Origin of the sequence: Methanobrevibacter woesei, from assembly GCF_003111605.1 — an archaeon.
GTDB lineage: Archaea > Methanobacteriota > Methanobacteria > Methanobacteriales > Methanobacteriaceae > Methanocatella > Methanocatella woesei.
Map to the genome: position 1 here is coordinate 24,560 of NZ_MZGU01000007.1, position 14,188 is coordinate 38,747.

Here is a 14,188-nt window from a genome sequence, read left to right on the forward strand (position 1 = left end):
TAACATGAAAGGAAAAGCTTGGAAATTTGGAGATGATATTGATACTGATATTATCATCCCTGGAAGATATTTAATTTATATTGATGAAGAAACTCTTGCAAAACATTGTATGGAAGGATTAGATCCTAATTTTAATGAAAAGGTAAATAAAGGAGATTTCATTGTTGGAGGAAAAAATTTTGGCTGTGGTTCTTCAAGAGAACATGCTCCAATAGCTATTAAAGGAAATGGAATAGCAGCTGTAATAGCTGAATCCTTTGCAAGAATATTCTATAGAAATGCAACTAATGTAGGAGTTCCACTTTTAGAAGCTCCTGGAATTAGTGAATTTATTGAAAATGAAGATGAAATTGAAGTAGATATGGAAAATGGTAAAATAATCTCTAAAAATGGTGAAGAAATAAAATTTAAACCATTACCTCCATTTATGTTAGAAATTTTAAATGAAGGAGGATTAATTCCATATCTCAGAAAAAAACACGAAGAATAAGAATGGAGGTATTTAATGTTTAAAATTGCTGTAATTCCTGGAGACGGTATTGGAAAGGAAGTAATGGAAGCTACAATAAATGTTTTAGATGCTCTAAACCTTGATTTTGAATATACATACGGTGATGCAGGCGATGAATGCTTAGAAAAAACAGGTACTGCACTTCCTAAAGAAACATTGGATTTAATTAAAAATTCTGATGCATGTTTATTTGGAGCTGCTGGAGAAACAGCTGCAGATGTTATTGTTAAAATACGTCAGGAAATGAAGATGTTTGCTAATTTAAGACCAGTGAAATCCTATCCAAATACTAATTCATTATTTAAAGATGTTGACTTTATGATTGTGCGTGAAAATACAGAAGGAATGTATATTGCAGATGAAGAAAAAGAAACCGAAGAAGGAGCAATAGCTAGACGTATTATCACAAGAAAAGCAGAGGAACGTATTATAAGATATGCATTTGAATATGCTAAAGCAAATAATAGAAAAAAGGTAACTGCTGTTCATAAAGCTAATGTCCTTAAAAAAACTGATGGTTTATTCAAAGAAATATTTTATGAAGTTGCTGAAGAATATCCAGATATTGAAAGTGAAGATTTCTATGTAGACGCAACAGCAATGTATCTTATTACTAATCCTCAAAGCTTTGAAGTAATTGTAACTACAAACCTCTTTGGAGATATCTTATCTGATGAAGGTGCGGGGCTTGTTGGAAGTTTAGGTTTAATACCATCAGCAAATATAGGTGAAGAAGGTGCACTATTTGAACCAGTGCATGGATCTGCCCCAGATATAGCTGGTGAAAAGAAAGCTAATCCAACAGCTATGCTTTTATCTGCAGTTATGATGCTTAGACATTTAAATTTAACTGATGAAGCAGATAAATTAGATGCAGCCATATTAAAAGTTTTAGATGAAGGCAAATATTTAACCGGCGACCTTGGAGGTTCATCAAATACCTTTGAGATGGCTGAAGCTATTAAAAATAATTTATAAAGGGATTTTAATGAGTTTAAATAATTTAGAAAAAGGAATAAATGTTATAATACCTACATATAAAGGTGAAAAGTACATTTCTAAATTATTAGACTCATTAGTTAACCAAACTATTAATCCAGAACTATTCGATGCTATTTTTATTGTTAATGGGGAAAAAGACTCAACATCAGACATAATAAAAGAATATCAAAAAGACAACCCCAACATAAATATAATATTAACCTACAGTGATGAAGGAGTATGCAATGCCCGTAATCATGGAGTAAATATTTCAAAAAGAGAATACACTATTTTTATAGATGATGATGATTTTATCAGCGAAAATTACCTTGAAACACTCTATAAATATAGTAAACCAAATAGAGTTGTTATTGGCACTTTTTTAGATATTAATGAAGATACAGGAGATGTTCAGGAGTCATACTTATCTCCCCCATTGCTAAAAAATTCAGGAATAATTAAAGAAGCTTATAGTTATATGCCCGATATCCTTGTTATCACAACCGATAAACTAATACCAACATCAGAAATTAAAAAGACTTTATTTAATCCTGAATTGAAAAATGGAGTGGATATATCTTACTATGCAAGATTTTATCCTGAACACGACTTTGAATTTTATTTAATTGATAAATCAGAAGGTGCTACATATTATAGATTATGGAGAGACAATTCCATATCCAGACAACCAGTATCCTATGAATTTAATGTTATTGGAAGATTAAATGTAATTGAAGATATTAATAAAGGACTTAAGACCGCAAAAACCGATGAAATGAGAAATTTTATAAAATCACTAACTGGTGGCCAAGTAAATTTCATTAATGAGTATCTTAAAGAAAATCCAAAAGATTTAGAAAAAGTATATAATGAAATAAATAGATATAATTTTGATTTTTTCCCTTACAAATATCTTAATGAAAATTATACTCAATTAAATAAAGAAAATAATGAACTAATAATTTCCTATGCATTCCCTCCCACAAACACAACAACAAGTAATGTAGTAGCTAAAAGAATTATAAATAATAAAAATAATGTTAGTGTTATCTGTGGAAGTCTAAATGACAAGCAAAAAGATTATGAATTTGAAAAAATTGTTAATGAATTTATAATAGATAAAATGACTGTCAACACAGACTTTAATGATACTTGGGAAAGTACTTTAAAATTTATAAAATCAGGAATGAAAATTTTAGAGAATAAGCCTATTTATGATAAAATTTACAGCAGAAGTTATTTTATACCATCTAATTTTTTAGCTCTTGCATATAAGCTAAAATATCCAGATACATATTGGAAAGCTGAATTTTCAGACCCTTTAAGATATACAAGTACAGGTTATAAAATAGAAAGATACATTGATAAAAATTATATTGAAAAAATTAATAACATCATTCCTAATGAATATCCATCCATTAGAGAAACAGATACTTTAAATTCAATTTGTGAATATTTAACCTGTTTATTTGCAGATAAAATAATATTTACAAATGAAAATCAAAAAACATTTATGTTAAACTATTTACCTGCTGAAATAAGAGAAAAAATCAATTCAAAAACTGTAATCAGCCCACACCCAACATTAGATAAAAAGTACTACTATGTTAAAAATACTGACTACAATATTGATAAAAAGTACATAAATTTTGCATATTTTGGAGTTATATTTGGAAGTAGAAATTTTGAAGATGTAATAAATGCATTAGACAATTTAAATAATGAATATAAAGATAAATTTAGATTACATCTTTTTACACCAAATAAAACAATGTTTGAACAGATATTAAGTAAAAATATATTTGATAAAACCTATATAAACAGCCCAATTAGCTATTTAGAATTTTTAAACCTTACAACTAAATTTGATGTGCTGATAGTGGAAGATAGTGCTGTTGAAAGTATATTTAAAATAAACCCTTATTTACCTTCAAAAATATCAGATTACTTTGGAAGTGGTAGTGATATTTGGGCAATATGTGAAGAAGAAAGTGCAATGGATAAGTTAAATGAAATTACATACAAATCTAGAATAAAGGATATAGAATCTGGAAAAATAGCTGCAAATAAAATAATGCAAGATAAATTGCAAGTGAAAATAAGCAAAAAGGATCCAAATAAAGAAAATAATGAAGAATATTTGAGAAATAGGATTAACCATCTTACAACAAAGATTGATGAACTCATACAAGTAGCTGAAGAAGAATTCAGAAAAGATTCACAATATGAAAATGAAATTAATAGATTAAAGGATAACATAAACCAATTAAAAGAAGAAAATGAAAGTATTAAAAACTCAAATAGTTGGAAAATAACAAAACCATTAAGAAATATTACAAACAAATTTAAATAAAGTATTAATCTATAAGTTAATAATACATTAAAGGAGAATTCGATATGAATAAACTTCAAATAGCAGCAATTTTTATAATACTTATTATGGTATTCAGTGCAGTTGCTGGATTTATACTTTTAGTACTTGGATAAACTAAATGGAGATTTTATTATGGCAAAATACAATATAGGCGCAGTTGTCGCAGAATTTAATTATGATATCACTCAAATGATGTTAGGTTTAGCAAAAGAAGAAGCAAAAACCAGAGATTGTGAAATAACCCAAGTTGTAACAGTTCCTGGTGTCTTTGATATGGCATTAGCTATTAAAAAATTACTTGAAAAAGATGATATTGATGCAGTTATTACACTTGGTGCTGTAATCGAAGGTGCTACTGACCACGATCAAATCGTGGCACAACATGCTTCCCGTAAAATAGCTGACTTATCTTTAGAATATGAAAAACCAGTAGCCCTTGGAATCAGCGGACCGGGTATGACAAGATTAGATGCTCACAAACGTGTAGATTACGGTAAAAGAGCAGTTGAAGCAGCTATTAAAATGTGTGACAGATTAAAAGAAATTTAGATGATTAAATGGAAATTTTAAAACCTGAACAATTAAAAGAAAAATTTAACGACCCTTGGGTTGCACCTTATGAAAAAATCTTAACTATGGTTGATGGCGACAAAGTTGAGATTGTAGAGTACCACCCATGTATTTCTGGTTCTCATTGGTTACTTAATCAATATAGAAACAATAGTGAACTTATTGATTCCGCTTACAGAGATGGAAACAAACATGTTTACTCCTGTCATGTCGGATGTGCTCCATTAGACCTTAAAGCTAGTTTTAATGCTGCTGGAATTGATGAAATCGTTATTGACGGCGATGAAGTAAAAGTAACCCATGCAGGACTTGCTGGAGCAGGTGTTGGAGCTGGAATGTGTAGAGGAATGGGTGAAGGAGTAAAATATGTGGAACTCGAAAAAATTGGTGGAGGATCAAAACCTGGAAAAGCTACAGTAGTTACACCAAAACTTGAAAAAGTTGTTATAGGTATTGATGATACTGATACAAAAGAAGAAGGTGCTACATGGACAATGGCTCATAACGTTGGTATGGAGCTTAAAAGTGAAGGTTTTGAATACATAGACCACATTATTGTCCAATTATACCCACATAACCCTCATAAAACTCAAAATTGTGTATCAATAGCTTTAACTTTTGCAGTTGAAAGTGAAAGAAAAGAAGAATTAATCAACAAACTTGTTGAAATCCTTAAAAGAGATTCACTTTCAGATAAAACAGCTATAGCTATTTTAGAAGGATTAGATATTCCTGAAAAATTAAGAGAATATTCAATAGCTACAAAATCTGGTATGATGACAGTTGAAAAAGCTGAAGAAGTTGCAAAAGAATTAAACATTCCTTTAATCGCTGTTACTGGTGAACAAGGAAAAGTTGGTGCATTAGCTGCTTTAGGTCTTTACAATGATGTTGAAGAAGCAGTAAAAGTTTATGATAAAAAATAAACTCTTTTTTTTTACTTTTTTTATTTATTAATATGTTCTAAAATCAAAGAAATTGCCTTCTTGGGAATTTACAAAGTGATGTATTGTTGTTATATTATTAGATACAATATTTATTCTATAATCATGTCCTTCAAAGTCAAATTCAATAGTATCATTTTCAAAAGAGTTGTTAATATACTCTATACTTTCAATAACTTGACCATTGACAGCAATATTATATGAAGAGTTATTTTCAAATATTCCTCCAATTGAACCCATTGAAACATTATCCACACTTACTTCTAATCTAGATCCATTATTATACCTGTCAGAGATTATGAAAGTGTCAAATAAAGTTGTGTTATTTGTAGAGGATACATTATGAGAAACAACTGTTCCATCAAATACCTGATTTAAACGGCTATTTTGTAAGATATCACCATCATTTACTTCAAGATGATTTTTAACATCAATAGGAAGTCTTAATAAATCCAATTCTCCATTTTTTGTTTCATTTACATTATAATGAACTGAATTTATTGTAATTGTATCGCCATATGAAATTCCCAATGTTTGAAGGGCATCAGCAGGCATACGAAGCAAATTAGACTCATTTTCAAGTGCACTATCTACAGTATATGGCCCCCTTACTGAAATAGTGTTATTTGTATCATCAGAAAAGAGTATAAGGTTTCTTGAATTTGGTTCAATAGATATCGCTCCATTTTCAATATGTGCTGCTCCTAAAAATGTTGAAAGCATTAAAAGAAGTATCACAGCAGAGATTAAAACTGGAAAATGAATTTTAATAAATGATTTAATCAGATTATGTCTAGGCATTTTTTTATACATATCAACGGATTTTGAAACTACCTTAATAAGATAATAAACTGCAATAGCCATACCAAATACAATAATTAAAACACCTACTTCCATAGGTATGAATCTAACAAAGAACAAGGTAAATAATCCTAATATAACAAGAGACAATCCAACAATTGCCATACGGATTAAATATCCAATATCATCTATCATCACAACTCTACCGTACTTATTAGCACGATCAATAATAGTTCTTACAACTTCATTAGCCATTAAATGTAAATCAGCTAATGGAGACATGTCATGTTCTATTTCACCAATATCTACTTCTTTAATTGAAATTCCTTGAACATCAGCATCTAAAACAATACCAACATCCACACCATAATCTGGTTCAAAATTAATTTTCTCTAAAACTTCTCTTTTTGCAGCAAACTGACCACTTAGTGGTTGTTCAAAAGAGATTTCTGGGAAGAAAAAGTTTAAAAGAGGTTTAGCAGTTAATTCTGTTACTCTTCCACTTTCACGAGCAAATTTAGTCTTAGTGATATCAGTTTTTCCCTCTAAAATTGGTTTAATAATAGCATCTACCTTTTTAGGAGTTAAATTATGAATATCTGCATCAATAAATGCAACAATATCTGAATTGGATTTTAAATATCCAGTTTTTAATGCTTCACCTTTCCCTTTATTTTTTGAATGAGAAAAAACAATAGCCCCTGCTTTTTTAGCTTCTTCAACAGTATTATCTGATGAACCATCGTTTACAACAATGACTTCATCAACATAAGAAACCGATTTAATAACTTTAACAACAGTAGCGACGGTTTCTTCTTCATTATATGCAGGTACAATAACAGAAACTTTCATATATTTCTTTACATTATTATTTGACCTAAATGAAGCTAATAAAAAAACGAGCAATACTATCAACCAAGACAAAAAAACTCATCTCCAATTTATTATACTAATATTTTTTCTTTTTAAATACTATAAATATTATTGTTAAACAAACAAAAATGGTATAAATCTATAAATATTTTTAAAATTAAATGATAAAAGAAAAACCAATTCTTTGAATAATGTAAAGGTAGTTTATATGATAGAAAAAACACTTGAAAAAGAGCTTAATATCAAATCATGGCAAGTTAAAAAAGTTATTAAACTTATTGATGAAGGAAATACAATACCTTTTATTGCAAGATACAGAAAAGACATAACTGGCGGATTAGATGATGAGGTATTAAGAAAATTTGACACTCGTTTAAAATATCTCAGAAATTTAGAGCATAAAAAAGAGCAAATTATTGAAAAAATAAACAACCTTGGAAAATTAACCAAAGAATTAAAGGAAAAAATATTATCTGCAGAAACATTAGTTGAACTTGATGATTTATATCTTCCTTATAAAAGTAAAAAAAGAACAAAAGCAACTATAGCTCGTGAAAAAGGTCTTGAAGGTCTTGCAAACACAATTTTAAAACAGGATTTAACAGAACCTGTTGAAAATATAGCAAAAAAGTATATAAACCCAGAATTAGATGTTAACACTGCACAAGAAGCTATTGATGGTTCAAAAGACATAATTTCAGAATTAATATCAGAAAATGCAGATTTTAGAAAGAAAATAAGAGAGAATACTTTATATCATGGATTTATTGAAACAAAAGTCAAAAAAGATAGTGAAAATCCAGAATATGAAATATATTACAATTATTCAGAAAAATTATCAAAAATTCCTCCACATAGGTTACTAGCTATCAACAGAGCAGAAAAAGAAGGAGTTTTAAAAGTAAAAATATATATAGATGCTGAAGAGATTCTAGAATATCTTAAAAGACATATCCTAAAAAGTTCTTCAGATATTCCTGAAAAAATAGAATACAACAAATATACAACACCAATTATTGTTGATTCAATTTCTGACTCTTATAAACGACTAATAGCTCCTTCAATAGAACGTGAAATAAGAAAAGAACTTAAAGAAAAGGCTGAAGAAAAATCAATCGATGTATTTGCAAAAAATTTACATCAATTACTTATGACAAGCCCATTAATAGGCAAAACAATATTAGGGTGGGATCCTGCATTTAGAACAGGCTGTAAACTAGCTATTATTGATGAAACAGGAAAAGTTTTAAAAACCGATTTAATTTATCCAACAGAACCTCAAAATAAAATAAAAGAATCAACTGAAACTATCCGTAACTTAATAAAAGAATATGATATTAATGTAATAGCTATTGGAAACGGTACTGCATCAAGAGAATCAGAAGAAATTGTTGCAGAGATAATAAAAGGAACAAATGTAGAATATATTATTGTTAATGAGGCAGGTGCATCAGTATACTCTGCAAGTGAATTAGCTAGTGAAGAATTCCCAGATTACAGTGAAGGTGAAAGAAGTGCAATATCTATTGCTAGAAGACTTCAAGATCCTTTAGCAGAGCTTGTAAAGATTGACCCGAAATCAATTGGTGTTGGTCAGTATCAGCATGATATGAATCAGAAAAATCTAAATGAATCATTAACAGGGGTTGTTGAAAAAGTAGTTAATGAAGTTGGAGTAGATTTAAACACTGCATCTTACAGCCTTTTAAGTTACATTTCTGGAATTAATAAAACAACTGCAAAAAACATTATTGAATATAGAGAAACAAATGGTGCTTTTAAAAATAGAAAAGAATTAATTAAAGTTAATAAACTGGGTAAAAAAACATTTGAACAATGTGCTGGTTTTGTAAAAATTGATAACCCTGAAATGCCTTTAGATAACACCACTATACATCCAGAATCTTACAAACAAACAATAAAATTATTAAATAAATTAGGATATAATGTTGAGGATATTGGAAAAAATAAAATAAACTTTGATAATTTAGATTATGAGAAATTAGCAGAAGAGCTAGATATTGGAGTTATGACTTTAAAAGACATAGTTAAAGAACTTAAAAAACCTGGTCGTGACCCTCGTGAAGATATGCCAAAACCAATACTTAGAAAAAATGTTTTAACAATAGAAGATTTAGAAGAAGGAATGATTCTTCAAGGAACCGTTAGAAACATTGTTGATTTTGGAGCTTTTGTTGATATTGGAGTGCATCAAGATGGTCTTGTCCACATATCTCAGTTAGTGGAAAATAAATTTGTAAAGCACCCATTAGACATTGTTAGTGTTGGAGATATTGTTGATGTTCGTGTTATTGAAACAGACTTAGAGAGAAATAGAATTAACTTATCTATGATTCTCTAATTCTCTTTTTTTCATTTCAACCATGTTTAAAAACTGTTCAAATCTTTGCTGATGTTGTTTTTTAAGAACATGTAAAACAACTCCTGAAAAAAAGATTACAACAGCTATAATCACAACAGTTGAAGCCATAATTAATGTTGGTATCTTTTCTACATAACCTGTACTTAAATAATTAACAAAAATAGGTAGGAAATAAATAGCTGCAATTAACAAAAGAACAAGAGTAGCTAATGAAAAGAAAAACAATGGACGTGTATCCCTAAATAATGAAAGAATAAGAGATAACACCTTAAAACCATCACGATAGGTGTTTAATTTAGATTCACTTCCTTCAATCCTGTCTCTATACTCTACCTGAACTTCTTCTATTAAAAAATTATTATTAAGAGAAAAAATAGTCATTTCAGTTTCTATTTCAAATTCCTGAGATGAAATTGGATATGATTTAGCAAAACGATAACTGAAACCACGCATTCCAGTCATTATATCTCCAAGATTACTCTTAAATAAAATGTTGATAGCCTTACGAACTAATTTATTACCAGTGTTGTGAAAACGACGTTTATTTTCTTCAAAATATTTTCCAGACAATCTATTACCAATTACCATGTCTGCCTTGCCTGAAAGAACAAGTTTTTCAATTTCAGATGCTGCTTCAACACCATATGTATCATCACCATCTACCATAATATAACAATCAGCATCAATATCACGAAACATTGATCTGACTACATTTCCTTTACCTTGCCTATACTCTTTTTTTACAATAGCTCCAGATTCTTTGGCTATTTTATAGGAATTATCAGTGGAATTATTATCATAGACATAGATATCTGCATGAGGTAATTCTCTCTTAAAATCTGTAACAACTTTTTTAATTGTTAATTCTTCATTATAACAGGGTATAAGGACAGCAGTTTTCATAGTAATAAAATATATATTTATCTTTATATTTAATTACATATTAAATAATTCTGGGAGATTCAATTTGGATTATAGTAAAAGTGAAATAATAGAACTTCTATTTAAAAGAAAAACAGACAATATTTATCTTCAAATGTTTAGATATTGTTTTGTTGGTGGAATCTCTTTTTTAATAGATTTTTTTATTTATATTGGCTTAATTGAAATTTTTAATGTAAATTATTTAATATCAGCGGCAATTGCATTTGCTATTTCAGTTATGGCAAACTACTATTTAAGTACATCCTGGGTTTTCAATCAATCCAACATTGAGAATAGAGTTATTGAATTCAACCTATTTATTTTAATAAGTATAATGGGTCTTGTTTTTACTGAAATTCTTTTATTTATATTCATAGATTGGTTATCAATAGGATATATAATCTCCAAAATTATAGCCTCACTATTAGTTATGCTCTGGAATTTCAGTGCTAGAAGAGTTATGTTTTATGGAACTTAAACTATAATTAACTTTATTAGTACCTATAAAGTAATTATTATTCATAAAAAAATTAAAAGGTTAAATTATGGTTCCAAAAGTAATGATTATTCTTGGTAGTGGCTCTGATATTGACATAGCTAAAAAAAGTATTGATATTTTAGAGAAACTCGAAATTCCATATAGTTTAAAGGTTGCTTCTGCTCATAGAACACATAGTTTAGTCAAAGCACTTGTAAAAGAGGCTACTGAAGCTGGAGTTGAAGTGTTTATTGGTATTGCAGGTTTAGCAGCTCATCTTCCAGGCATAATCTCTGCTTATACTCATAGACCAGTTATTGGAGTTCCAGTTAAAGGGGCTGTTGGAGGAATAGATGCTCTTTATGCATCAGTTCAAGTTCCTTATCCAACCCCAGTAGCTACTGTTGGAATAAACAGAGGAGATAATGCAGCTATTTTAGCAGCACAATTTATTGCTATCCATGATCCTAAAGCAGCTGTTAAAATTTCTGAACTTAGAAATGAATATGCAACCAAAGTAATTGACAGCAATTATACTGTTATTGATGAAATTGAAGGAAACTATATTGATAAAGATTTCTTAGACATTAAAAGCCTTAAAATTGAAGAAAAAGAAATTGAAACTTGCCGTAAATACAATTACGATGCTAAAGTTGCAGTTTTAGCAGGTAATTATAGCGACATAGTAATAGCTAAAAAAGTTGCAATTATATTAGATAGGCTTAAAATAGAACATGATATGCAAGTATTATGTCCAATCAGACATCCTGAAGCCTTTGAAAATTATGTAAAAGGAATGAAAAATGTAGATGTTTTCATTGGAATTAGCTCAAACTCTTCAATAATCACAGGAGGTCTCTGTGGACTTACAGAAAAACCAGTTATTGGAGTTCCATGTGGAGAAAAATTAGGAATTGACTCATTATTATCAATGGTAAATATGCCACCAGGAGTTCCTGTTGCTACTGTTGGTGTAAATAACGGTAGAAATGCAGCAATACTCGCAGGAGAAATATTGGCTGTGGATAATCCTGATAAAAAAGTAATCTTAGAAAAAACAAAAAATAAAAAAATGAGCATATAGTGATTTTTATGAAATTAGAAAACACCGAAGATATAATTGAAATTAATGATGAACTTAGTTGTGAATTTGAAGTAGCTAAGGTATTGAGACAATATCCAAAAGATACTGTTATTTTAACTAATGTAAAAAATAGTGAGATGCCAGTTGTCTCTGGAATTTGTAATACTCGTGAAAAAATAGCTAAATCAATTAACTGCGAAGTAAATGAAATAACTTCTAAAATTATTGAAGCTAGTGATAATCCGATTAAAGTTGAAAATTTCACTGATTTCTCTGAATATAACACAACAGAAGCAGATTTAAGTAAACTACCAATATTAACACATTACAAAAGAGATGGTGGAGCTTATATAACTTCTGGAGTTGTATTTGCACGTGACCCTGAAACAGGTATTCAAAATGCATCAATTCACAGAATGATGGTTCTTGATGATAAAAGATTAGCTATTAGGATTGTACCAAGAAACCTTTATACATACTTCCAAAAAGCTCAAAAACTTAATAAAGATTTAGAAATTGCAATAGCTATTGGAATGGATGCAGCTATTTTACTTGCAAGTACCACATCAATCCCTATTGATTACAATGAAATGGATGTTGCAAATGCATTTAAAAACGGAGAATTAACCCTTATTAAAACTGAAAGTAAATTAGAAGTTCCACAAGCAGACATTATACTTGAAGGTAAAATATCAGTAACAGAAACCACAGCAGAAGGACCATTTGTTGATTTAACTGATACTTATGATATTATTCGTGACCAACCAATTATAACATTAAGTAAAATGCATATTAAGAAAGATAACCCTTGTTATCATGCAATTTTACCTGCTGGATTTGAACATAAACTCCTACAAGGGCTTCCACAGGAACCAAGGATTTATAAATCTGTAAAAAATGCTGTTCCTACAGTTGAAACTGTTGCATTAACTGAAGGAGGTTGCTGTTGGTTACATGCAGTTATTTCCATTAATAAACAGACCGAAGGGGATGGAAAAAATGCAATAATGGCTGCACTTTCTGCTCATCCCTCTCTTAAACATGCTGTTGTTGTAGACACTGATGTTGATGTATTTGACCCTCAAGATGTTGAATATGCAATAGCTACACGTGTAAAAGCAGATAGGGACATTATGATTGTTCCTAATGTAAGAGGATCTTCTCTTGACCCTGTTGCTGAAAGTGATGGAACAACTACAAAATTAGGTGTAGATGCAACTAAATCACTTAAAACAATTGAAAAATTTGAAAGAGTTAGTTTTGGAGAATAAAATTTAACTCTTTTCCACATTTTTTACATTTATTTTCTTCAATTTTTCCTAAATCTTCTGTTTTATAACCATTTCTTCTAATTAGTAGCTCTCCACATTCTGGACAATAGCTATTATTATCAAATGGAACATTTCCAAGATATACATATTCCAACCCTTTTTCTTTAGCTAAATTTAGTGCGTTAATTAGAGTCTCTTCTTTTGTTGGTTCCATATTTGGCATTTTATAATATGGAAATGCACGTGAAAAATGGAGAGGTACTTCACAACCTAGTTCTTCTAAAATAAAATCAATTAAATGAGATATATCTTCTTTTGAATCGTTATAATCATTAATCAATAAATTTGTAAGTTCCAAATGTTTTCCAGAATTATAAATATCCTTAATATTTTCCAATACAACATTTAAATCTGCCTTACATACTTTCTTATAAAAATTTGAAGATATTGATTTCAAGTCTATGTTAAAAGCATCCACAAAATTTAATGTTTCAATCAAAGATTCTCTTGACATATATCCATTACTTACATAAATAATTTTTAAATGTTCTCTCTTAGCAAGTAAAGATGTTTTCTTAGCAAAATTAAAGTGTATAGTAGGTTCATTATAGGTCCAAGAAATTGACTTACATCCGCTTGAAAGTGCATTTTCAACAATGCTTTCTGGCATTATTTTATCCTTATCAGAAATTTTATCATAATATTGTGATATGATATAGTTCTGACAGTTTAAACAGGACATGTTGCACCCAAAACCACCAACAGAATAGCTGAAAGAACCTGGAAGAAAATGATAAAGTGGTTTTTTTTCAATTGGATCTGCATTTAGAGAAGATACTACTGAATAGCTGAGGTCAAATAACTCACCATTAAGATTTTTATGCTGACCACAGATTCCATATTCATCTGGTTTAATTTTACAGTAATTCGAGCAAATTTCACAGCGAACTTTTTGAGTTTTTGAACTTTTTTTAAAAAATACATCCCTAAACAT

The 14,188-nt window shown here is 29.3% G+C and carries 12 protein-coding genes; 9 read left to right on the plus strand and 3 right to left on the minus strand.

The features are described from left to right. Window positions 1–4: 4 nt before the first annotated feature. The 5 genes from MBBWO_RS07620 to mmp11 all read left to right on the plus strand — a co-directional run bounded on the left by MBBWO_RS07620 (window position 5) and on the right by mmp11 (window position 5,362). Entirely contained in the window at window positions 5–490 is a 486-nt protein-coding gene (locus MBBWO_RS07620) for a 3-isopropylmalate dehydratase small subunit (RefSeq protein ID WP_116670304.1), read from the plus strand. Window positions 491–505: 15 nt separating this feature from the next. Further along, window positions 506–1,489: an isocitrate/isopropylmalate family dehydrogenase gene (locus MBBWO_RS07625; protein ID WP_116670305.1), complete on the plus strand. Its 984-nt coding sequence runs from the start codon at window positions 506–508 to the stop codon at window positions 1,487–1,489. Between the two features lie 10 nt (window positions 1,490–1,499). Continuing rightward, window positions 1,500–3,845 (plus strand): glycosyltransferase, encoded by a 2,346-nt coding sequence (locus MBBWO_RS07630; RefSeq protein WP_116670306.1) that lies wholly within the window; start codon window positions 1,500–1,502, stop codon window positions 3,843–3,845. A 153-nt stretch (window positions 3,846–3,998) separates the two neighbouring features. Next, the gene (gene ribH / locus MBBWO_RS07635) at window positions 3,999–4,415 is read left to right on the plus strand and encodes a 6,7-dimethyl-8-ribityllumazine synthase (protein WP_116670307.1); all 417 of its coding nucleotides are present in this window, start codon (window positions 3,999–4,001) and stop codon (window positions 4,413–4,415) included. Between the two features lie 8 nt (window positions 4,416–4,423). After that, a complete protein-coding gene (gene mmp11, locus MBBWO_RS07640; protein WP_116670308.1) occupies window positions 4,424–5,362 on the plus strand; it encodes a methanogenesis marker protein 11 in 939 nt (312 codons plus the stop codon). Window positions 5,363–5,389: 27 nt separating this feature from the next. On the opposite strand, the gene MBBWO_RS07645 is transcribed toward mmp11, so the two are convergent. Continuing rightward, window positions 5,390–7,105: a glycosyltransferase gene (locus tag MBBWO_RS07645; protein WP_116670309.1), complete on the minus strand. Its 1,716-nt coding sequence runs from the start codon at window positions 7,103–7,105 to the stop codon at window positions 5,390–5,392. Between the two features lie 157 nt (window positions 7,106–7,262). Between MBBWO_RS07645 and MBBWO_RS07650 the strand changes: the two genes are divergently transcribed. After that, window positions 7,263–9,416: a Tex family protein gene (locus MBBWO_RS07650; protein ID WP_116670310.1), complete on the plus strand. Its 2,154-nt coding sequence runs from the start codon at window positions 7,263–7,265 to the stop codon at window positions 9,414–9,416. Here MBBWO_RS07650 and MBBWO_RS07655 read toward each other — a convergent pair. Beyond that, window positions 9,399–10,340: a glycosyltransferase gene (locus tag MBBWO_RS07655; protein WP_116670311.1), complete on the minus strand. Its 942-nt coding sequence runs from the start codon at window positions 10,338–10,340 to the stop codon at window positions 9,399–9,401. The genes MBBWO_RS07650 and MBBWO_RS07655 overlap by 18 nt on opposite strands. Window positions 10,341–10,404: 64 nt before the next feature. On the opposite strand from MBBWO_RS07655, the gene MBBWO_RS07660 reads away from it, so the two are divergent. From MBBWO_RS07660 to MBBWO_RS07670, 3 genes are all read left to right on the plus strand, one after another. Continuing rightward, window positions 10,405–10,839, plus strand: a complete 435-nt coding sequence (locus MBBWO_RS07660) for a GtrA family protein (protein WP_243408504.1) — start codon at window positions 10,405–10,407, stop codon at window positions 10,837–10,839. Between the two features lie 67 nt (window positions 10,840–10,906). Continuing rightward, the gene (gene purE, locus MBBWO_RS07665) at window positions 10,907–11,923 is read left to right on the plus strand and encodes a 5-(carboxyamino)imidazole ribonucleotide mutase (RefSeq protein ID WP_116670312.1); all 1,017 of its coding nucleotides are present in this window, start codon (window positions 10,907–10,909) and stop codon (window positions 11,921–11,923) included. Between the two features lie 8 nt (window positions 11,924–11,931). Continuing rightward, window positions 11,932–13,194 (plus strand): UbiD family decarboxylase, encoded by a 1,263-nt coding sequence (locus MBBWO_RS07670; protein ID WP_116670313.1) that lies wholly within the window; start codon window positions 11,932–11,934, stop codon window positions 13,192–13,194. Here MBBWO_RS07670 and amrS read toward each other — a convergent pair. Further along, on the minus strand, window positions 13,178–14,188 hold the full coding sequence (gene amrS, locus MBBWO_RS07675; RefSeq protein WP_116670314.1) for an AmmeMemoRadiSam system radical SAM enzyme: 1,011 nt from the start codon (window positions 14,186–14,188) through the stop codon (window positions 13,178–13,180). The two genes, MBBWO_RS07670 and amrS, sit on opposite strands and share 17 nt — an antisense overlap.

What these genes read in the sequence shown, in the direction of transcription:
- MBBWO_RS07670 (WP_116670313.1), top strand. Translation starts at nt 11,932, where the DNA reads ATGAAATTAGAAAACACCGAAGATATAATTGAAATTAATGATGAACTT.
- MBBWO_RS07655 (WP_116670311.1), bottom strand. Translation starts at nt 10,340, where the DNA reads ATGAAAACTGCTGTCCTTATACCCTGTTATAATGAAGAATTAACAATT.
- MBBWO_RS07630 (WP_116670306.1), top strand. Translation starts at nt 1,500, where the DNA reads ATGAGTTTAAATAATTTAGAAAAAGGAATAAATGTTATAATACCTACA.
- mmp11 (WP_116670308.1), top strand. Translation starts at nt 4,424, where the DNA reads ATGGAAATTTTAAAACCTGAACAATTAAAAGAAAAATTTAACGACCCT.
- purE (WP_116670312.1), top strand. Translation starts at nt 10,907, where the DNA reads ATGGTTCCAAAAGTAATGATTATTCTTGGTAGTGGCTCTGATATTGAC.
- MBBWO_RS07620 (WP_116670304.1), top strand. Translation starts at nt 5, where the DNA reads ATGAAAGGAAAAGCTTGGAAATTTGGAGATGATATTGATACTGATATT.
- MBBWO_RS07650 (WP_116670310.1), top strand. Translation starts at nt 7,263, where the DNA reads ATGATAGAAAAAACACTTGAAAAAGAGCTTAATATCAAATCATGGCAA.
- MBBWO_RS07625 (WP_116670305.1), top strand. Translation starts at nt 506, where the DNA reads ATGTTTAAAATTGCTGTAATTCCTGGAGACGGTATTGGAAAGGAAGTA.
- amrS (WP_116670314.1), bottom strand. Translation starts at nt 14,188, where the DNA reads ATGTTTAGGGATGTATTTTTTAAAAAAAGTTCAAAAACTCAAAAAGTT.
- ribH (WP_116670307.1), top strand. Translation starts at nt 3,999, where the DNA reads ATGGCAAAATACAATATAGGCGCAGTTGTCGCAGAATTTAATTATGAT.